The sequence below is a fragment of the Zobellia russellii genome, assembly GCF_018728565.1.
GTDB lineage: Bacteria > Bacteroidota > Bacteroidia > Flavobacteriales > Flavobacteriaceae > Zobellia > Zobellia russellii.
Map to the genome: position 1 here is coordinate 114,096 of NZ_JACSOI010000010.1, position 20,556 is coordinate 134,651.

At 38.8% G+C, this 20,556-nt stretch carries 17 protein-coding genes and 2 tRNA genes; 12 read left to right on the forward strand and 7 right to left on the reverse strand.

Going from position 1 to position 20,556, the window contains the following annotated elements; all coding sequences use genetic code 11:
* Positions 1–57 precede the first annotated feature (57 nt).
* From H9565_RS18420 to H9565_RS18435, 4 genes are all read left to right on the forward strand, one after another.
* On the forward strand, positions 58–2,184 hold the full coding sequence (locus H9565_RS18420) for a TonB-dependent receptor plug domain-containing protein (RefSeq protein ID WP_215441850.1): 2,127 nt from the start codon (positions 58–60) through the stop codon (positions 2,182–2,184).
* Between the two features lie 11 nt (positions 2,185–2,195).
* The gene (locus H9565_RS18425; protein ID WP_246560795.1) at positions 2,196–3,620 is read left to right on the forward strand and encodes an HmuY family protein; all 1,425 of its coding nucleotides are present in this window, start codon (positions 2,196–2,198) and stop codon (positions 3,618–3,620) included.
* A gap of 204 nt (positions 3,621–3,824) precedes the next feature.
* The gene (locus tag H9565_RS18430) at positions 3,825–4,163 is read left to right on the forward strand and encodes a hypothetical protein (protein ID WP_215441851.1); all 339 of its coding nucleotides are present in this window, start codon (positions 3,825–3,827) and stop codon (positions 4,161–4,163) included.
* Between the two features lie 898 nt (positions 4,164–5,061).
* Positions 5,062–7,476, forward strand: a complete 2,415-nt coding sequence (locus H9565_RS18435) for an outer membrane beta-barrel family protein (protein ID WP_215441852.1) — start codon at positions 5,062–5,064, stop codon at positions 7,474–7,476.
* A gap of 185 nt (positions 7,477–7,661) precedes the next feature.
* On the opposite strand, the gene H9565_RS18440 is transcribed toward H9565_RS18435, so the two are convergent.
* Positions 7,662–7,734: transfer RNA gene (locus H9565_RS18440), tRNA-Lys, on the reverse strand.
* A 100-nt stretch (positions 7,735–7,834) separates the two neighbouring features.
* A tRNA-Lys gene (locus H9565_RS18445) sits at positions 7,835–7,910 on the reverse strand.
* Between the two features lie 139 nt (positions 7,911–8,049).
* Here H9565_RS18445 and H9565_RS18450 point away from each other — a divergent pair.
* Positions 8,050–8,565, forward strand: coding sequence for a shikimate kinase (locus H9565_RS18450; protein ID WP_215441853.1), 516 nt, complete (start codon positions 8,050–8,052; stop codon positions 8,563–8,565).
* On the opposite strand, the gene H9565_RS18455 is transcribed toward H9565_RS18450, so the two are convergent.
* Positions 8,557–9,054 carry a phosphoribosyltransferase family protein gene (locus tag H9565_RS18455; protein ID WP_215441854.1) on the reverse strand — a complete coding sequence of 166 codons (498 nt, stop codon included), beginning with the start codon at positions 9,052–9,054 and terminating at the stop codon, positions 8,557–8,559. The genes H9565_RS18450 and H9565_RS18455 overlap by 9 nt on opposite strands.
* A 52-nt stretch (positions 9,055–9,106) precedes the next feature.
* The gene (locus H9565_RS18460) at positions 9,107–9,508 is read right to left on the reverse strand and encodes an RNA-binding S4 domain-containing protein (protein ID WP_215441855.1); all 402 of its coding nucleotides are present in this window, start codon (positions 9,506–9,508) and stop codon (positions 9,107–9,109) included.
* 77 nt (positions 9,509–9,585) lie between these two features.
* On the opposite strand from H9565_RS18460, the gene H9565_RS18465 reads away from it, so the two are divergent.
* Entirely contained in the window at positions 9,586–10,437 is an 852-nt protein-coding gene (locus H9565_RS18465) for an FKBP-type peptidyl-prolyl cis-trans isomerase (protein ID WP_215441856.1), read from the forward strand.
* An 83-nt stretch (positions 10,438–10,520) separates the two neighbouring features.
* Here the strand turns inward: H9565_RS18465 and H9565_RS18470 are convergent, their stop codons facing one another.
* The 3 genes from H9565_RS18470 to H9565_RS18480 all read right to left on the reverse strand — a co-directional run bounded on the left by H9565_RS18470 (position 10,521) and on the right by H9565_RS18480 (position 13,048).
* Positions 10,521–11,114, reverse strand: coding sequence for a porin family protein (locus H9565_RS18470; RefSeq protein ID WP_215441857.1), 594 nt, complete (start codon positions 11,112–11,114; stop codon positions 10,521–10,523).
* 47 nt (positions 11,115–11,161) lie between these two features.
* Positions 11,162–12,115: a transketolase family protein gene (locus H9565_RS18475; protein WP_215441858.1), complete on the reverse strand. Its 954-nt coding sequence runs from the start codon at positions 12,113–12,115 to the stop codon at positions 11,162–11,164.
* A gap of 63 nt (positions 12,116–12,178) precedes the next feature.
* Complete coding sequence (locus tag H9565_RS18480; RefSeq protein ID WP_289041482.1) at positions 12,179–13,048, reverse strand: transketolase; 870 nt, start codon at positions 13,046–13,048, stop codon at positions 12,179–12,181.
* Positions 13,049–13,314: 266 nt separating this feature from the next.
* On the opposite strand from H9565_RS18480, the gene tgt reads away from it, so the two are divergent.
* The 6 genes from tgt to H9565_RS18510 all read left to right on the forward strand — a co-directional run bounded on the left by tgt (position 13,315) and on the right by H9565_RS18510 (position 20,523).
* Positions 13,315–14,445, forward strand: a complete 1,131-nt coding sequence (gene tgt, locus H9565_RS18485; protein WP_215441860.1) for a tRNA guanosine(34) transglycosylase Tgt — start codon at positions 13,315–13,317, stop codon at positions 14,443–14,445.
* Positions 14,445–15,527, forward strand: a complete 1,083-nt coding sequence (locus H9565_RS18490; RefSeq protein ID WP_215441861.1) for an LptF/LptG family permease — start codon at positions 14,445–14,447, stop codon at positions 15,525–15,527. The genes tgt and H9565_RS18490 overlap by 1 nt, the downstream gene beginning before the upstream one ends.
* A gap of 25 nt (positions 15,528–15,552) precedes the next feature.
* Positions 15,553–16,446, forward strand: coding sequence for a DMT family transporter (locus H9565_RS18495; RefSeq protein ID WP_215441862.1), 894 nt, complete (start codon positions 15,553–15,555; stop codon positions 16,444–16,446).
* Between the two features lie 45 nt (positions 16,447–16,491).
* Positions 16,492–17,445: an acetyl-CoA carboxylase carboxyltransferase subunit alpha gene (locus H9565_RS18500; RefSeq protein WP_215441863.1), complete on the forward strand. Its 954-nt coding sequence runs from the start codon at positions 16,492–16,494 to the stop codon at positions 17,443–17,445.
* Positions 17,446–17,600: 155 nt separating this feature from the next.
* The gene (dnaB, locus tag H9565_RS18505) at positions 17,601–19,148 is read left to right on the forward strand and encodes a replicative DNA helicase (RefSeq protein WP_215441864.1); all 1,548 of its coding nucleotides are present in this window, start codon (positions 17,601–17,603) and stop codon (positions 19,146–19,148) included.
* A gap of 124 nt (positions 19,149–19,272) precedes the next feature.
* Complete coding sequence (locus H9565_RS18510) at positions 19,273–20,523, forward strand: asparagine synthetase B (RefSeq protein ID WP_215441865.1); 1,251 nt, start codon at positions 19,273–19,275, stop codon at positions 20,521–20,523.
* Positions 20,524–20,556 lie beyond the last annotated feature (33 nt).

The window sequence follows — 20,556 nt, forward strand, 5'->3', positions numbered from 1 at the left end:
TGATTAAAAATAAAATATATATTTGCAATCTATTAAGAATCATTCTAAACAATTTTTATGTCCGTTCGCGTTTTGTCCCTAGTATTTTCAGTAATCTTACTGTGGTCAGTAAATGCCCAAGAAAAACGCGATTCCACAGGAACAACGGAGCTTGAAGAAGTTGTTGTAACAGGACAGTATAATGAGCAGAGTGTAGATAGGTCCGTCTTTCAAGTAAAAGTCATTTCACGTGCGGTAATAGATAATTTAGCTGCCAATAACTTGGCAGATGTACTCAACCAGACATTGAACATAAACATTGTGCCGAATGCGTCTACCGGAAAAAGTGGGGTACAGTTATTTGGACTGGATTCTCAATACTTTAAGATTTTAATAGACAATGTTCCGCTAATTAATGATGAGGGGCTGGGCAACAATACGGACTTAACGCAATTAAACTTAGATGATGTTGAGCAAGTTGAGATTGTTGAAGGCTCTATGGGGGTTCAATATGGTGCCAATGCCGTATCTGGGATTATCAACATTATTACAAAAAAATCTTCAGCATACAAGTGGCAAATAACACCTTATGTACAAGAAGAAACTATTGGTAAGGAATATGGTTTTTTTGATGAAGGACGCCATATTCAATCGTTAAAAGTAGGACATAATATTTCTCCCAAATGGTATGTGAACGGTACGTATACGCGAAATGATTTTGCAGGTCATTTAGGTACACGGAAAGGGCAGTTTTATGAGTTTAACGATGGTAAACGTGGTTATGAGTGGTTGCCCAAATTGCAAAATAATGCCAAGGCACTTTTACGGTATACCGGCGGAAAGTTGAAAGCCTTTTATAGGTTTGAGTATTTTGACGAAGAAGTGTCCCGATACGATTCATTGGTACGTACTAATTTGAATTCTGCGACTCAAACGACCAACCCAACGGCATCCGATGAAATTTTTAATTCGGAACGTTTCAATCATCATTTAAATTTATCCGGAAATCTTGGCCAGACGGTAAATTATGATGCGTCTTTCTCTTATCAGCAGCAAAAACGGGATGTTGAAACCTATAATTATAGAATTAGGGCAGAGGAAAAATTTGATCAAGAAGGGTTTGAATATGAGTCTAGAAAGGGATTTTATTCAAGGGGTACACTTAATAACCTTTTTACAAACGATTGGTCAGGTTACCAGCTAGGGTACGAGCTAAGTGTTATAGATGGATATTCTTCTTCTTTGGCAGGAGATTTTGAGACAGATCATATTAAACGACGGTTGGAGTCGTATGATGTATTTGCTTCGGCTGAGTACGCTTTAAGCAAAAAACTGTCCGTTAGACCAGGAGTGCGAGCACTTTTTTCGTCAAAATTTAATCCTCAAGCAGCACTTTCTTTGAGTTCTAGGTATCTTTTTGAAAACGGATATCAGTTGCGAGCCGTATTGGGAACTTCGCCCAGAAGCCCTAATTACGATGAGTTGTTTACTTATTTTGTAGATATCAATCATGACCTAAGGGGTAATGAAGCGCTTGATCCAGAAAGAGGGTATTCGGCATTTTTACATTTAAAAAAGGAGTTTTGGGCAGAGGATAGCTCATGGTCCTTGAAAAGCAAATTATCTACTTGGTTCTTGTCAGTTGATGATAGAATTGAGTTGACTATAGTTAATACCAATCCGTTAGCCTTTCAATATAGCAACATAGACAGCTATAAAACCTGGGGGCTTTCACTTACCAATGCTTTATCTTATAATAACGTACAATTAAGTGGTGGAGTGTCATTTTCCGGCCAGTCCAAGACACTGGAAAGTCAGACGGAATTTAATGATGATTACCTCTATTCGTTGCAGTTGAACGGTAACCTGTCCTACAAATTTCCGAAATGGAACACTGTTTTTTCGGCCTACTACAAATACACCGGCAAACAATACCAATTTTTTCAGGATCAGAATGAAGATGGAGATGTCATCTTTATTAAGGGTGAACAAGACCAGTACAGTTGGCTAGATGCAACACTGAAAAAATCATTTTATAACAATAAACTTCAGATAACCCTTGGTGCACGAAACCTTATGAACGTTACACGTGTGAACACGGTTTCTGCTGGGGGAGGGGCCGTACATTCTAATTCAACAAGCAGCGCTCTGCTTGGTTACGGTAGATCATATTTCTTAAAACTATTATACAACCTTAATTTCTAATACTTACACTTATGAAAATTACAATCAAACTCACATCTATTTTTTTACTCCTTCTACTGGTTTCGGCCTGTGATTCGGATGACGGTACTGTTATGAAAGATGATTTTGTGGTCGCTTTCGAAAACCCGTCAGTGAGCTTTGGGGCTACTGAAGCTGAAAAGGACATTAATCTGGTGTTTTCTACTGCTGCAACCGAAAGCGGTTCTATAGATATATCCTTTACAGGCACAAATGCAGATTATGGAGATACGGAAGATTTTGTAACGGTTCCTGCTGCAGTAAACGGTGTGGTTACCGTTGAGGTTGCAAGTGGAGCGGAAAACGCATCCTTCTTATTCAAAAAACTAAAAGATGCCGTTGAGGGAACGGAGAAGAACATCAGCTTTGAAATCAGTACAGTAAATGTTACGGGAGGTCTGTCCAACGGAACCACAACAACACAAGTGGCGTTTGAGGAAACCGCTGCGCTAGGCGGAAATATGGCTCCGGAAGTTGGAGGACCAAACCAACCAAACCAAGTATATGTAGACCTTAGTGCTCAAAACCAGACCAGCATAAATCGTGAAGCCTGGGATTTGGCTTTTTATAATGGAGATGAATTTAGGGTGGCCATTAATGGGTCGTTATATATGGCGGTTGCTGAACTAGATGAGACAAATATTGATGCAGTTACTGCGGAACAAGTGGCAGATTTACAAAGCAGTGTGGCCGTGGGTACTTTTGATGCGGCCAATACGGTATATGTAGATATGCCTAACGGCGATGTTAATGGAACGGCAATTCAAGAAATTTCCGCTACGGATACAGAAAACAAGGTCTATTTGGTAAATATGGGTTCTGAGATAGGAACAACGGAGCCAGAGGCGGGTAGTGTTAGTACTTCAGGCGATTCTAGAGGTTGGATGAAAATTAGAGTGCTGAGGAGCGGTACGGGTTATACCTTGCAATATGCTGGTCTTGGTGATACAACGCATAAGGAAATCAGTGTTTCCAAAGATTCTGGGTTTAATTATCAGTTTGTGAGTCTTGTCTCGGAATCTATTGTAAGTGTGGAGCCTGAAAAGGAAAAATGGGATCTTAATTTTACGGTCTTTACAAATGAAATAGAAGGTTTTGGTTCGTATGGATATTCTGATTTTGTCACTACCAATACTATGGGCAATGTTAGTGCATATATGATTAACACAAAAACTATATCCTATGGAGACTTTACCATTTCTGATATAGACGAGGGCATTTTTGATACTGACCAAAGGGCAATTGGTAGCAATTGGAGAAACGGAGGAGGCCCCGGTACATTACCATCATTAAAAGAAGATGTCTTTTTTGTTGTAAAAGACGTTGACGGCAATATCTATAAACTAAAGTTTACCGCTTTGGTAAATGAAAGTGGGGTTAGGGGGTATCCTTCATTTGAATATGCACTTCTACAATAAGGAGATTATAAAAAAATTGTTTGAGTTGAGTTAGTCAAGGCCGGACATAGTTAAGTGTGTCCGGCTTTTAGTAAGATAAACAGTGCTCCATCCAATTCAGATTATATCAATATAGAAGAGAGGCGGGCGCAAGAATAGAGCAATCCTGAAATTAATTAGGAACGGCAAACTAATAGAAACCATACAAATTAGTAAACAGATAAAATGGAATTACTATATCAGAACGGTTACGGGGCAATATATAAAATGCCAAAGGTTGCAAGTCATATTTGTGAAATGCAGATGATTGTAGATACTATTGGAATATTTCTTTCTAGAGAAGATCTAGATCACCTTTTGAGTATAGTGTATAAGTCAACAGAACCGTGCACTTGTGCAGATTGCGGAGGCAATTTTTGTAATAAAATTTGGTGCTCTAACCCACTAATAGACATTTGCTTAAAAGTAGATGAATCTATTCTTGATCATATGGAAGACCTTATAAAGGGAGCTCAGTTTATGTTGGATATGAACGCTACTCTAGAAAAATACCGACTAAAGTAACCGGAGGTAATAGGTGTTCAAGTTGTAGTCGATCAACCCCGAACTCTTTAATAGCTCCGTTAAGGGTATGAATCAATGTAGCTGGAAATGATGCAGAATTTTCATTGTAACCATCTTTATTATAAAATTGCCACACTTATCTTTTAACCCTTTTCTGTTTCACCTTCGTTACCTTAAGTGTGATCTTCAGGAAAAATTAAAGTTGCTGCTAATAGGTTAGGAGGTTCAACTTGTGTGTTAGTTTTAAGAAAATAAAAACAGCTTAAGAAATACAAAGGCGTTAATGGTCGGTATTTTTTAATAAAAGAAATGATTAAAGTCAGTCTTGTACTTTTTGATAAGGTAAATCTTATTTGTAGTTTTTTACAAGATTGAGATTCTCCTTTTGTTCAACTATTTATTTTTTTGTTTAACTTACATTGAATGGTTGTAACAATCTAATATTTAGGTGGATACCAAATAAAACTTTTATAGGTGGGTTAACTTAAGAAATCGAATCTAATTAATTAGTGACCATTGGGTATATTCCTTTGTAATATATAGTGTTAAAACCCTATGAGATTAGTATAATCGTGGAGCTTTTTACATGCGATTGGTTAGTGGGCAATGTAAACCTGATCGGTCATGTTTTCTACGTTTTTCTAACTACTTTGTATACACCATTTTTCCCTCAATCAAGAAGTAAGCCTTGCCTTAGGTGCCCAAGCTGGCGAAAAACGAGTACTAGGCGTGACAACAACTAGTAGGTTTACACATTTACAAGAGTAACTGAAACTCCTTTCAATCTGATTTTGGAATCGAGACTGTAAAAATGTGAATTTCAAATAGGTCTTCTTCTTGAACATTCAATTGTCACGATAAACTCCCCCTTTATTTAAATAGAATAAAAAACGTAAACATGATTGTTTTAAGAGTACTACGTACAATACTTTTTACATTATTATTCGTACAAACCATTTATGCTCAACAAGGCAAATTGAATGGAAATATTATTGATGATAACAAAGGGCCCGTTGCATTTGCCAATGTGTTGTTGTTGCAAAAAGATTCAGTGCTCGTAAAGGGAGTTATTAGTAATCAAGATGGTTTTTTCATATTAGACGGAATTTCAAATGGAAATTACCTCCTAAACATAAATCTTTTAGGTTTTGAATCAATTTATAAAAAGGTGTCCTTTAATTATAACGAAGAACTTTCTTTAGGTTCGCTCACACTTAATACGCAAAGCCAACAATTAGATGAAGTAGCCGTAGTTGGTAGAAAAGCACTTTTTGAGCAGAGAAGTGATCGGCTTGTTGTTAATGTGGGGTCATTGCCAACATTTAGTGGTAACAATGCGTTACAGGTTCTGCAAAAAGCCCCTGGGGTAATCGTACAAGAAAATTCGAACAGTATCAGCTTGAGCAATAAAGGGCAGGTGTTAATAATGATTAATAATCGTATTTCTCGAATTCCGCGAGCAGCACTTTTACAGCAGCTTAAAGGTATGCAAGCAGAAAATATTGAACGAATAGAACTAATACATCAACCTTCAGCAAAGTATGACGCCAATAATGCAGCGGGCATCATTCATATTGTACTAAAGGAGAATAATTTTCTTGGATTGAACGGGAATACGAGCCTGACCGCTGGAATTGGCAAAAAAGAAAAGTTCAATGGTTCGTTCGACCTTAATTACCGAAACAACCGGGTAAACATCTACGGCAATATCACTGGGGTTCACAGCAGGTCGCCAATGTGGTTTTTAAAACATTATCGGGAATATGAGTATCTAGGTGATCAGTATTTTTATTATAATAAATTGACAGCAGCAAACCCAAGTAACCCTTCTTTGGGGGTAACTTTAGGCGTAGATGTTGAGGTAAACTCAACTAGTACAATCGGTGCGTTGTTCGGATACACGAAAAGCAATATGTCCGGCTATGATTATGCCAGTATTTCTAATGGAACGGTTAACGCTATTCAAAATGAGAATTCTCAATATATACTTGACATCAACAATCCGAACCGTAATACTTTTTTTAACCTTAATTATTATTCACAATTAAGTCCGAATAAATCCATAAATATTGATTTGGATAGAGTGGCATTGGACGTGCAAAATTTTTCTGGCCTCTCTTATGTTAATCCTTCCGAAGAAATAGATAGCCAAGAGACTGAACGCAATTCACAATTTGAGATTTACACGGTTAAAGGGGATTTTGAATGGGAGTCAGAAGACCATGCTAAATTACAAACAGGTCTTAAAGCCACTTTTAATAATTCGAACAGCGCTTTGCAGAATCGCAATAGAATCAATGGGGTTTGGACAGAAGACCAAACTTTTAGAAGAGATGACCAAATTGGCGAAACCATTTTGGCCGCCTATGGTTCTTACCAAAAAAAATGGAATGAAAAATGGGAAAGCAGTATTGGTGCGCGACTAGAAAATTACAAATACGAACTTGATGACACCGTAGATGGAAATGATTTCTCTACCGATTATACTAATCTTTTTCCTGTTGCTAGAACTACCTATACGGTTGATTCTACGCGGACGCTAACCTTGTCATTTAACCGGCGTATTGAGCGACCGGCCTTTTTTCATTTAGCTGCGTTTTATTTATTAATAGATCCAAGCCTGTTGGTGTCAACTAATACCCGGCTTAGACCTGCATTTACTGATGCGGTGCGGCTGGCTTATAACCAAAGGTCATTTTTGGTTGCTTTTGAAGTCAATAGGACCAAAGGTGCAATTTCATTTTATAACACTGTAGATAAAGAACAGGGCTTGCAGACAAGCACTCCGATCAATTTTGATAACATGAACGGTTACTTACTCAGTACAAGTTTTCCCATTAAAATAAGTAAAATCTGGAAAATGAACTGGAATCTTGATGGAGCATACAAAAAGGTGAAAGATTACACCAATCGCCCTTTACCCTTCAAAAAGGGCCTGTTTACGCTTACTGCCCAACTCAATAATGTTTTTGAATTGGGTAACTCATTGACCGCTAATATTGATGGTAGATATATGAGTCCGTTTATTTCCGGTGACCAAATTCAGTTTCAATATCATTCTATAAATTTTGGAGTCAGTAAACGATTTGGCAACGAGAGCACATTAACTTTTAGCATACAGGATTTAACTGCAACAGGTGGCAAAGATGAATGGGAGTACCATCAGCCAGAACTTGGTATAAGAACATACGGCGATAACGATTTTTCAGAAAGAGTCTTTCAACTCACGTATTCTTTTCCTTTTGGGAATAAAAAAATTAAAGAAAAGAGAAGTAGACAAACCGGTTCTCAGGAAGAACGCGATAGAATGTAAACGAACATTTGTAATAATTCAACTTTATGAAAACTAAGTATAGTTTTTTCGTTTTAGCATTTAGAGGAGGCCACATTAGTAGTCAATGCTATCATGTATTTTATCCGCAAGCAGAGTACAAACTTTAACCTTTCACTAATTGGCATAAAAAAACCTCTTCATAAAATTCTATGAAGAGGTTTTTGTGACCTGGCTGGGGCTCGAACCCAGGACCCTCTCCTTAAAAGGGAGATGCTCTACCAACTGAGCTACCAGGTCATAATGTCAAAAATTAATGTGTGTATTTTTCTAAAAAAAAAACGGCTCACATAATTAAATAAAAAAGCCTCTTTATTTGTTCAAGAGGCTGTTATTTAATTGGTGACCTGGCTGGGGCTCGAACCCAGGACCCTCTCCTTAAAAGGGAGATGCTCTACCAACTGAGCTACCAGGTCAATAACAAATAAGGATTGATTCCCTCAATGCGGGTGCAAATATAAGTCGATTACTTTATTTTCCAAGCCCTTTTTGAGATAAATTTATTTTTTTTTGAAAACCCCTAGAAATAAGCCACTTTTACATTAAAATAAAATTGTGAAAATAGTATTGTTGGGTTATATGGGTAGTGGCAAGAGCACAATTGGCAAGTTGCTATCCAAAGAAAGAGGTTTAGAATTTATAGATCTGGATAACTACATTGAGGAAGCGGAGCAAATGCCCGTACCCGATATTTTCAAAACTAAAGGAGAACTTTATTTTAGAAAAAAGGAATACGCGTACCTAAATGAAGTACTTGCCCAAAAGGACAATTTTGTGTTGTCCTTAGGAGGTGGTACCCCGTGTTATGGTAACAATATGCAAGCAGTTCTAGATGCTACAAAAAATGCTATTTATCTAAAAGTATCTATAGCCCAACTTGTCAATCGTCTTTTAAAGGAAAAGGACCAACGTCCGTTAATAATGAATATACCGGAAGATGAATTACCGGAGTTTATTGGTAAGCACCTTTTTGAAAGAAGTTATTTCTATAACCAAACAGATAAGGTCATTAGTTCGGACGGAAAAAACCCAGAGGAAATTGTGGCCGAAATGGGACCCTTATTAGTCTAGGTAGACCATATCATTTTTAGCCTGAAACAGTACATGTACATGCTCTTGCAGTGAGGTAGATAAGGAAATACCTTTATAATCTGCCTTCACAGGATATTTTTTATGGTTTCTATTTACTAGAACAGCTGTCTTAAGTTGTTTTACCGGTGTTTTTAGAAAATGATGAACACCGTAAATAAGGGTAGTACCGGAGTTAAGCACATCATCTACCAACACAATGGATTTATCTGTGTATTCCGACTCTGGAATAGAAGTCTGTACGCCACTTTGTAATGGATTTTCTTTGTCCATCATAACCTTGCAAAGTGTTATTTCGGCATCGGTTACTTTTTTGAGTACCCGTTGCAATTTTTTGGCAAAATTCAGTCCTCCACCATCTATACCGGCAATAATAATTTCTTTTTCCTCAACATTGGCCTCGTATATCTGATAAGCTATACGCTCTATTTTATGCTGTATTTGCTGGTGGGTAAGTATTTTGTTCTCCATAAACGGGTATTTTCAATTCAAAGATAGCCAACGCTATGCAAATTCACTCTTTTTATTCGGTGCTTTTAAAATCTTCAGGAGCTTGGTTCGGGTCTTCCAAATACTCCTCAATATCACGACGGTCTTTTTTAGTAGGTCTTCCGGTTCCTTTCTTGCGGTAATGTTCTTTGGCCTGTTTAAGAAGTTCGTTATGTTCAAAAGCTTCTTTAGGAGTCGTATCCGTACGGTAAATATCAACCAATTTGGCGCCCACTCTGCTTTTGGGAATGTCCAGAACCGTTAGTTGTAGGTTAATTTGTTCCTTCCTCACTATAATTTTATCCATTGGGTACACTTCTCGAGAAGGTTTCGCCACTTGGTCATTAATTTTTACCTGACCTTTTTTACAGGCCGTAGAGGCAATGTTTCGGGTCTTAAAATAACGGGTACTCCACAAGTACTTATCAATTCGCATAACTATTAAAAATCTTTGTTAAGGCTCTCTACAAAAATAAGGGAAAATTGTATCTTGCCGCCTGTAAAAATGAATTGATGAATTTGAATCGAATAGTTGCCTTATCGGCGTTAGTGGTTGTACTGTACTCTTGTAATAATGATGATGGAGGTGTAACGATTGAACCACCAAGACCGTTAAGTGAAGTTTTAAGTGAAGATGAAGCGGAGATTCAAGAATATCTTAAAACGCATTATTACAATTATGCCGAGTTTGAAAACCCCGCTGAGGATTTTGATTTTAAAATTGAAATAAAGGAAATAGGTGAGGGTGATTCTGATAAAACACCTCTTTTGGACCAAGTGGTTCCTATTGAAGTAAACGTACCTTCTACACATTTCTTGATTTCTGGGGAAGAAACGAATACAAAACACACGTTGTACTATTTGGAAGCTCGGGAGGGTGTTGGTGATGCTTTAAGCGTGGCCGATTCTGCTTTTGTACGCTACAGTGGAAATCTTATTGATGGTACTGTCTTTGACGATAATAATGAAAATGATCCAGTATGGTTTGATTTGGCAAGTTTACAAGCGCCGGCAACATCCACTGTTTCAGGTACTCCTGCTAGGGGTTTTTCTGAGGGAGCTGCACTTTTAAAAGGAGGAGCACCTGCGGAGATTAATGAAGATGGTACGTATTCTGTAAACGGATATGGTGTTGGAATGATAATTTTTCCATCTGGTTTGGGTTATTTCAATATAGCAAGAGGTAGTATACCTGACTACAGCCCATTAATTTTTAAGATGGATATGTTTGCGGTAAATCAGTCAGACCATGATGGTGATGGTATTCCGTCTATTGAAGAGGACACGAACAAAGACGGTTACTTGTTCAACGATGATGCCGATGGAGATGGTATTCCTGATTATCTAGATGCCGATACAAACTAAGAAGTAGAATTATTTACTACCTATAAATAAAAAGAAATCCCGAAACATATGTTTCGGGATTTCTTTTTATAATAACAGTTTCCTTATAACGTCAAAGATAAACTAACGATCAACTGGTCTGGGCGCGCATCTACACGACTAGGGCCTAAGTTGGTAATGTTCGTATTGATAAAGGTAGCCTCGTTGCTGTTAAAACCTCTTTCGTACCTAATATCAATTCCCAGCTTTCCTAAATCTACACCGGCGCCTATATTGGCTCCTACGCTAAAATCATTTTCAATATCATCTATTGAGATACCATCAAACTCGGTATCAAGAATATACTGAAACGAAGGACCTGCAAATACGTGCAGCGGACCTATAATTTTTACACCTACCAGTAAGGGCATGTCTAACTTACTTATGTCAAACTTATCACCGCTATAATCAGACTTGGTTTTGGTGTACATTAACTCAGGTCTAAAATAGATGCGGTTAACGCCTATTTTAGTGAAAAGACCTAAGTGGTAACCCATGTTTCGGTCTGGATCTCTGGCCGCATCACCAATAGATTCAAAATAATCTCCGTTGGCGCTATAGTTAAGACCGGCCTTAACGCCAATTTCAACTAAATCTTTTTGTGAAAATGCAGCAATGCTTATCAAAGCAAAAACTGCCGTAAGGAGTGTTTTTCTCATATGTTCTCGTTTTTAATACCACAACAGTATCAAAAACGATACCATTGTTATTTCCTTTTCAATACCTTTAAAACGGCCTTTTCAATAGCTTTATTGTTTAAACCGTACTTCTCCATAAGCTGTTCAGGAGTACCACTTTCACCAAAAGTATCTTGGGTTGCAACAAACTCTTGAGGCGTAGGATTATGAATACTAAGGGTTCTAGCAACACTCTCTCCAAGTCCGCCTAAGAAATTGTGCTCTTCAGCAGATACAACACAACCTGTTTTTTTAACGGATTTTAACAGAGCTTCCTCATCAAAAGGCTTAATCGTATGGAAATTGATAACCTCTGCAGAAATACCTTGCTCTTCCAATTTCTCAGCAGCGATCAGCGCTTCCCAAACTAAATGTCCTGTAGCAACGATGGTAACATCCGTACCTTCGCTAAGCATAAGTGCTTTTCCAATTTCGAACTTTTGGTCAACCGGAGTAAAGTTGGCCACTTTAGGTCTACCAAAACGTAGGTAAACAGGTCCTTCATGCTCGGCAATGGCCAAGGTAGCTGCTTTTGTTTGGTTGTAATCACATGGGTTGATAACGGTCATGCCAGGAAGCATTTTCATCATACCTATGTCTTCTAGAATCTGGTGGGTAGCACCATCTTCTCCAAGGGTTACACCGGCATGGGAAGCACATATTTTTACGTTCTTACCAGAATAGGCAATAGACTGGCGAATTTGGTCATAAACCCTTCCTGTAGCAAAGTTGGCAAATGTACTTGCAAAAGGAATTTTACCACCAATGGTAAGACCTGCAGCAATACCCATCATGTTAGCTTCGGCAATACCTACTTGAAAGAATCTTTCCGGATTCTCATCAATAAAAGGTTGAATTTTTAGCGATCCAATTAAATCGGCACAAAGGGCTACAACATTAGGGTTGGTTCTTCCCAATTCCGTCATGGCAGCTCCGTAGCCACTTCTAGTATCGTTTTTTCCTTGATCTATATATTTTGTCATTGTGTTTCGTTTTTGTCGTTTCCGTAAAGCGGAAAACTAAAATTTTAAGATAGTTGCGGAATTTTAATAATCACCTAAAGTTTCAGGATTTTGACCCAAAGCGTTCTCTAGTTGCTCATCACTGGGCGCTTTACCGTGCCATGCGTGCGTGTGCATCATAAAGTCTACACCATTACCCATCATTGTATCCAAAATGATACATACAGGTTTTCCTTTTCCGGTTCTGCTTTTTGCTTCGTTAAGACCGTTAACTATAGCTTCAAGATTATTACCTTCTGCAACCTCAATAACATCCCAACCAAAAACTTCAAATTTTTCTTTTAGGTTTCCTAGCGGAAGGATTTCTTCCGTAGGGCCATCTATTTGCTGTCCGTTTCTGTCAATAGTAGAAATTAGGTTGTCTACTTTGTTTCCTGCGGCATACATGATTGCTTCCCAGTTTTGACCTTCTTGAAGTTCGCCATCACCGTGAAGGCTGTATACCAATTTATCGTCTCCGTTTAATTTTTTACCTAAAGCGGCACCAATTGCTACAGACATACCTTGGCCCAATGAACCTGAAGCTACACGAACGCCGGGAAGACCTTCATGAGTGGTTGGGTGACCTTGTAGACGGGAGTCCAATAAACGAAATGTGTTCAACTCTTCTACCGGGAAATATCCTTTTCTGGCCAAAACACTGTAAAATACAGGAGATATGTGTCCGTTGGAAAGGAAGAAAAGATCTTCGTCTTTACCGTCCATATCAAAACCTTCTTTAAGGTCCATTACCTCATTATAAAGTGCTACCAAAAATTCAGTACAGCCCAAAGACCCCCCTGGGTGACCTGAATTTACTTTATGTACCATACGTAGAATGTCCCTTCGGGTCTGTACTACGATATCTTGTAGTTCGTCTAATTTTGCCATTTGTAAATGTTCGTTTTTAGTAATTTTCAAATGTAATCGCAATCTTTTGGGAATACAAATAGGACCTTGTTTATTTTTGCCCTCAAATCAAAAAAAGAGTGACAAAAGCAACAGATGCCAATATTTTGAACAATAAGGGGTTGTTTGACCAAAAAGCCTATAATTGAGGAATGCCTACCGATTCAAAAGTATAGTTATGGCCTAGGACTATTTGGTAGATGCAAACTTTATTTTTTCGTTAAGCCTTTTATGCTAGGCAGTTGTTTATCTTTGCGCCCATAAATACTATTTTGAAGTTTACATTACACCACACAGACCCCAAAAGTAAAGCTCGTGCCGGAACTATGGTTACCGATCACGGAGTAATAGAAACCCCTATATTCATGCCGGTTGGTACGGTTGCATCCGTAAAAAGTGTGCATCAAAGGGAGCTAAAGGAGGAGATAAACCCAGATATTATTCTTGGGAATACATACCATCTTTTTCTTCGGCCTAAAACCGAAATATTAAAGAAAGCTGGAGGACTCCATAAATTTATGGGGTGGGATAGAAATATTCTAACAGACAGTGGAGGATACCAAGTATACTCACTTTCCGGAAACCGAAAAATAAAAGAGGAAGGGGTAAAGTTTAAATCGCATATAGACGGTTCTACACACCTTTTTACACCGGAAAACGTAATGGAAATACAGCGTGTGATCGGGGCCGATATTATAATGGCCTTTGATGAATGCACACCTTATCCCTGTGATTACCGGTATGCAGAACGTTCCATGCACATGACCCATAGATGGTTGGAGCGTTGTATTGCGCACTTAAAGAAAACACCTTTTGAGTACGATTATTCACAAACGTTCTTTCCTATTGTACAAGGTTCTACCTATAAAGATTTAAGAAAACGCTCTGCGGAGTACATTGCTGGCGTTGGTGCCGAAGGTAATGCCATAGGCGGTTTATCCGTTGGGGAACCTGCGGAAGAAATGTATGGTATGACCGAGGTGGTCTGTGAAATTTTACCGGAAGACAAACCTAGGTATTTAATGGGGGTAGGTACGCCTATTAATATTTTGGAGAACATAGCCTTAGGAATTGATATGTTTGATTGTGTGATGCCTACGCGAAACGCTAGAAACGGAATGTTGTTTACCGCTCATGGCACTATAAATATTAAGAACAAAAAGTGGGAAGATGATTTTTCTCCGGTAGATGAAATGGGAATTACCTTTGTAGACCTAGAGTATTCAAAGGCCTATTTGCGTCATTTGTTCGTAGCTAAGGAGTATTTGGGCAAACAAATAGCCACTATTCACAACCTAGGATTTTATCTTTGGTTGGTTCGTGAAGCTCGAAAGCATATTTTAGCAGGAGATTTTACGGAATGGAAAGACCGTATGGTTAAACAAATGGATAAACGATTGTAGTGCTTACCATATTAGATAAATATATACTTAAGCGATATTTGGTCACTTTCTCGGTGATGATCTTGCTATTTATTCCTATTGGAATCATGGCGCATTTGGCCGAGCAAATTGGAAAAATGCAAGCCAATGAAGCTCCGTTGGATGAAATACTCGTCTATTTTGGAAACTTTACTATCTATATAGGAAGTCTTCTATTTCCTATTTTCCTCTTTCTGTCTATAATTTTCTTTACCTCTAAATTGGCGGGAAATACGGAAATTGTGGCCATTCTTAGTTCAGGTGTATCGTACTCTAGATTCTTGCGCCCCTATATTATTGGAGCCTCTATTATTGCGGTAATTATGTTTGTTATGGGTATGTTCATAGTACCTAATGCTAGCAAGGGTTTTAACGAGTTTAAATACAAGTATCTTAAGAAAGGAAAGCAGGACCGGGTTACCAATAATATTTTTACACAGTTAAACGCCAATGATTTTATTTATGTGAGCAGTTTTGATCCTGCTAGACAGATTGGATACAACTTTACTTTTGAAAGGTTTAACGAAGAAAATGAGTTGGAGTTCAAAATATCGGCGGCCAATATCAGATATGTAGATAAGGATAGTGTGTACCGTTTAACTACCTATAAAAAACGAAAGATTCTCAATGATACGGCTTTGGTGGAAACCAAGCGTCGTTTAGATACCCTTTTCTCTTTTCAAATTGGAGACCTTACCCCGGTGTCCTATGCCGCGGAAACCAAGAATATTTTTGAACTGAACCGGTTTATAAAGGACCAAAGGTTAAAAGGGGCATCCAACATCAATACCTATATCTTGGTAAAGTATAAAAGATGGGCTCTGCCTATTACAGCTTTTATATTAACGATAATCGCTGTAGCTGTGTCGTCCGTAAAGAGGCGTGGAGGTATGGGGGTTAACCTTGCCTTTGGAATTATAGTGGCCTTTGTCTTTGTTTTCTTTGATAAAGTTTTTGGTACGCTTGCGGAGCAGTCTGGCTTTTCGCCTTTATTGGCAGTACTTATACCCAATATGATTTTTGGAGTGCTGGCTGTAGTTTTACTGCAAAAGGCAAAGCGGTAACGCGTTTTCGTTTAAATAGGCTTTTATGGGGGCTCAGCTAAAAAATTACCTGCACTTACATCTTATTGTTTTTATTTGGGGCTTTACGGCGGTATTGGGTAAACTTATTACGTTAGAGGCTATGCCTTTGGTATGGTACCGGATGCTTATCGCCTCAATATTTATCTTGATCTATGTTATAGCCAAGAAATACTCCTTAAAGGTTTCGAAGGGTATGTTTTGGGCACTTATAGGAGCAGGAATCGTAATAGCGCTACACTGGGTAACTTTCTTTTTGGCCATTAAGGTATCTAATGTGTCCATTGCTTTGGCCACGATTTCTACGGGTGCTTTTTTTACGGCGATAATTGAGCCCTTTTGGTACAAGCGGAAGATGATTTGGTATGAAATTGTTTTTGGTATCGTTGTTATGCTTGGACTGTACCTGATTTTTAAGGTAGATACGGAGTATCTGTACGGTATAGTTTTAGCCTTAATATCCGCGTTTTTGTCGGCGTTTTTCTCATTGATCAACGGGAAGCTCGTACAAAAGGAAAGACCTTCTGTAATTTCTTTTTATGAATTGGTAAGTGGGGTGGGGCTGTTGACTTTATTTTTGGCGTTTCAAGGAAGGTTTAATGCAGAGTTTTTTAGTCTATCGCAAAACGACTTGCTCTATCTGTTTATACTTGCATCAATTTGTACTGCCTACGCCTTTATAGCATCGGTTAAAATTTTGAAATATATAAGTCCGTATACGGTAATGCTCACAATAAATTTGGAGCCTATTTATGGAATAATTCTGGCGTTTATTATTTTTGGCGAGTCGGAGAAAATGAACCCCCTATTTTATGTTGGTGGAGGCATCATCCTATTGACGGTCATTGCCAACGGAATACTGAAAAATAAGAGAAGGTTTAAAAAACCCTTCAGGACATAAGCTTAAAATCCTATATTTGCCTATCAAACTAAACCTATTACACTAATGGAATATCTCGATTTTGAACTCCCTATAAAAGAGCTTGAAGACCAGCTGGATAAATGCATGATTATTGGGGAGGAAAGCGAAGTAGATGTGTCGGAGACCTGTAAGCAGATTGAAAAGAAGTTAGCCGATACCCGAAAAGAAATATATAAAAACCTTACCGCATGGCAACGCGTACAGTTGTCCAGGCACCCTAATAGACCTTATACTTTAGACTACATCAACGCTATTTGTGGCGATACATTTTTGGAACTTCACGGTGATAGGAATGTAAAGGATGATAAGGCTATGATCGGTGGTTTAGGTAAAATTGGTGATCAGAGCTTTATGTTCATTGGTCAGCAAAAAGGGTACAATACAAAAACTAGGCAGTATCGGAATTTTGGTATGGCCAACCCGGAAGGTTACCGCAAAGCTTTACGATTAATGAAATCTGCGGAGAAATTTAATGTTCCTGTAGTATGTTTCATAGATACCCCAGGTGGTGCCGCTGGTATTGAAGCGGAAGAACGTGGTCAAGGAGAGGCAATTGCCCGTAACATTCTTGAAATGACTCGCCTTAAAGTACCTATTATAGTGGTTATCATTGGAGAGGGAGCTTCCGGTGGAGCTTTGGGCATAGGAGTAGGAGACAAGGTATTGATGTTGGAAAACACATGGTACTCCGTAATATCCCCAGAATCCTGTTCTTCTATTCTATGGAGAAGCTGGGAGTATAAAGAAGTAGCTGCAGAAGCGTTGAAACTTACGGCTACGGATATGAAAAAATTAAAGTTGATCGATGAAATCGTGCGCGAACCGGCAGGTGGTGCCCACGCAAATCGGGAAAAAACTTTTGAGGTGGTAAAAAACAAAATATTGACTCAATTTGAGGCTTTAGAAAAGTTATCCCCAAAAGAATTGGTCAATACCCGAATGGAAAAATACGCCCAAATGGGTGTTTTTAACGGTTAACGGACACTTTTATCAAGCTGACTAAAATCTGAGAAAGACTTTTCTCAGATTTTTTTTGTTATCAACATAAAATTGTAACTTATTAACAGTATAATGTTCATTACCTGTTAACTTTACTTCGCTTTATTTTTTAGTTAATTGCATAATTTCGTGAAATGGAAAAAATTAATCCGGTCGTAGCCCGTAAAATAGATAAATCTACCCTAATCAATTTAGAGCGTGGTAAAATTCCGCCACAATCAGTTGATTTAGAGGAGGTTGTTCTTGGTGCGATGATGATTGATAAAAAGGGGGTAGATGAAGTAATAGATATCCTACATCCTGATGTTTTCTATAAAGATGCCCATCGTTTTATCTATGAAGCCATTTTTAAGCTGTTCGAAAGTTCCGAACCAGTGGATTTATTAACGGTTTCGTCACAATTAAAGCGAGACGGACGATTGGATGCCGTAGGAGGGGATTTTTACCTTATAAAACTCACTCAAAAAGTGGCTTCATCTGCCCACATTGAGTTCCATGCGCGTATTATTCTTCAAAAGTATATTCAGCGTAGCTTAATAAAAATATCCAACGAGATCATTGAAGAGGCTTATGATGAATCTACGGACGTTTTTGACCTTTTGGATAGTGCGGAATCTAAATTGTACGACGTAACTCAAGGGAATCTTAAACGATCTGCGGAGACAGCTATGGATTTGGTAATCCAAGCCAAGAAAAAGATTGAGGAAATTTCCAATAAAGAGGGGATGAGCGGTATTGCTACCGGCTTTGATAAATTGGATAAATTAACCTCTGGATGGCAGCCCAGTGATTTAATTATTGTTGCGGCGCGTCCTGGTATGGGTAAAACGGCATTAACCTTATCTATGGCGCGTAATATTGCGGTAGATGGTGGGCAGGGTGTTGCTTTCTTTTCCTGTGAGATGTCATCTGTACAGCTTATTACCCGTTTGATTTCTTCGGAAACCGGACTGTCGTCCGAAAAATTAAGGACCGGTAAACTGGAAAAACACGAGTGGGAGCAATTGAACGTAAAGGTAAAAGCGTTGGAGAAAGCCCCATTGTTTATAGATGATACACCGTCCTTATCCATTTTTGATTTACGTGCAAAGGCCAGACGTTTGGCCTCGCAGCATGACATTAAGATTATTATCATTGACTACTTGCAGTTAATGACCGCCGGTGGAACCGGTAAAGGGGGTAACCGTGAACAGGAGATTTCTACAATTTCGCGTAACCTTAAGGCCCTGGCAAAGGAATTGAATATTCCTGTAATTGCACTTTCTCAGCTGTCTCGTGCCGTTGAAACCCGTGGCGGTAGTAAAAGACCTTTACTTTCGGATTTACGTGAATCTGGTGCGATTGAGCAGGATGCGGATATTGTATCGTTCATTTTCCGTCCGGAGTATTATAAAATTGATGAGTGGGATGACGAAGAAAGAAGCCCAACCCAAGGTCAAGCAGAGTTTATTGTAGCAAAACACCGTAATGGTGGTCTTGAGAACATTCGTCTGAAATTTATCGGTAACCTTGGTAAGTTTGACAACTTGGATGATTTTGATTCTCCATTTGAGTTCCAATCCAAAATGAACGAAAATGAGGATAATCCGTTTATCACAAAGAACTTGCCGGATGCCAACCAAGCATTTGGTAGCTCTATGAATGATCTAAGTGCGGATGAGGATAGCGATGTTCCTTTCTAAAACAATATAACTAAGAAAAATCCAGCAGTTTTCAAATAGCTTTAACTTTGTGTGCCTTAAAAAGCGCGGTTTTTCAAGTATCTTTAGAAAAAATCTAAGTGCTAGAAACATGGTGAAATCGTTCATGTCAATTTTTTTCATACTTGTTGGGGTTCTACAACTTTCTGCATCTTCCATTTTAATACCTATGGATGCCGAGAGCCAGAGAGATCATCTAAAAGCTTACGGAATTACCTATTGGGTGCTAAGTAAACAACAAAAGGTACAGTGGCTTTTAAACTATAGAGGCGGATCCTTTTTATTGCCTGATGGAGATGTTATCCGAAAGGAATGTCAAATACGTGGGGTTTCCTTTGAAATTTTATCGGATGGCCAGACACAAGGTATACTGGAAGAAATTAGTAGTCCTTCCAAAAATCAAGATGCCGTAATTCTTGAAAAGGCCCCGAAAATTGCCGTTTATTCCCCAAAAGGAAACCAACCTTGGGACGATGCCGTTACCATGGTTTTGACCTATGCCGAGATTCCCTATGTTACCGTTTATGATGATGAGGTACTGGGAGATAAATTGGCTCTTTATGATTGGTTGCACCTGCACCACGAAGATTTTACCGGTCAGTATGGAAAGTTCTATGGCGCATACCGTGCCGCTCCTTGGTATATAGAACAAAAAAAGGAGGCTGAAGCAATGGCTGCGGAGCATGGTTTTTCTAAAGTTTCGGAGGAGAAAGGTGCGGTAGCGCAGAAAATTAGGAAATATGTCATTGGTGGAGGATTCATGTTCGCCATGTGTTCGGCTACGGATAGTTTTGATATAGCGCTTTCCGCGGAAGGAGTGGATATTTGCGAGCCCATGTTTGACAATGACCCCAGTGATGCCAACTACCAAAGTAAGCTGGATTATAGTAAAACTTTTGCCTTCACGGACTTTACTTTAGAGCGAAACCCACTTAAATACGAGTTTTCTTCCATAGACATGACCAGCAAACGGGGCAACGTTCCCAAAGAATCCGATTATTTTTCGTTAATGGATTTTTCCGCCAAATGGGATGCCGTGCCCACCATGCTTTGCCAGAACCATACGGCTTTGGTAAAAGGTTTTATGGGGCAGACCACCGCCTTTAACAGAGATGAGGTAAAACCCACGGTAATGGTGTTGGGAGAAAATAAACTGAATGGCGAGGCACGATATATTCACGGGGTTAAAGGAAAGGGCTTTTTTACGTTTTATGGCGGCCATGACCCAGAAGACTACCAGCATAGGGTAGGGGACCCCAAAACGGAACTGGAGCTGCACCCCAATTCTCCTGGGTATCGTCTAATTTTGAACAATGTTTTGTTTCCTGCGGCACGTAAAAAGAAGCAGAAAACTTAATGCTCTAGCTTTATTGTTCAAGCTTAATATCCT

Excerpts from the sequence above, each read along its gene's own strand:
- H9565_RS18420 (WP_215441850.1), top strand. The coding sequence starts at position 58 with ATGTCCGTTCGCGTTTTGTCCCTAGTATTTTCAGTAATCTTACTGTGG.
- H9565_RS18425 (WP_246560795.1), top strand. The coding sequence starts at position 2,196 with ATGAAAATTACAATCAAACTCACATCTATTTTTTTACTCCTTCTACTG.
- H9565_RS18430 (WP_215441851.1), top strand. The coding sequence starts at position 3,825 with ATGGAATTACTATATCAGAACGGTTACGGGGCAATATATAAAATGCCA.
- H9565_RS18435 (WP_215441852.1), top strand. The coding sequence starts at position 5,062 with ATGATTGTTTTAAGAGTACTACGTACAATACTTTTTACATTATTATTC.
- H9565_RS18455 (WP_215441854.1), bottom strand. The coding sequence starts at position 9,054 with ATGGAGAACAAAATACTTACCCACCAGCAAATACAGCATAAAATAGAG.
- H9565_RS18460 (WP_215441855.1), bottom strand. The coding sequence starts at position 9,508 with ATGCGAATTGATAAGTACTTGTGGAGTACCCGTTATTTTAAGACCCGA.
- H9565_RS18465 (WP_215441856.1), top strand. The coding sequence starts at position 9,586 with ATGAATTTGAATCGAATAGTTGCCTTATCGGCGTTAGTGGTTGTACTG.
- H9565_RS18470 (WP_215441857.1), bottom strand. The coding sequence starts at position 11,114 with ATGAGAAAAACACTCCTTACGGCAGTTTTTGCTTTGATAAGCATTGCT.
- H9565_RS18475 (WP_215441858.1), bottom strand. The coding sequence starts at position 12,115 with ATGACAAAATATATAGATCAAGGAAAAAACGATACTAGAAGTGGCTAC.
- H9565_RS18495 (WP_215441862.1), top strand. The coding sequence starts at position 15,553 with ATGGGGGCTCAGCTAAAAAATTACCTGCACTTACATCTTATTGTTTTT.
- H9565_RS18500 (WP_215441863.1), top strand. The coding sequence starts at position 16,492 with ATGGAATATCTCGATTTTGAACTCCCTATAAAAGAGCTTGAAGACCAG.
- dnaB (WP_215441864.1), top strand. The coding sequence starts at position 17,601 with ATGGAAAAAATTAATCCGGTCGTAGCCCGTAAAATAGATAAATCTACC.
- H9565_RS18510 (WP_215441865.1), top strand. The coding sequence starts at position 19,273 with ATGTCAATTTTTTTCATACTTGTTGGGGTTCTACAACTTTCTGCATCT.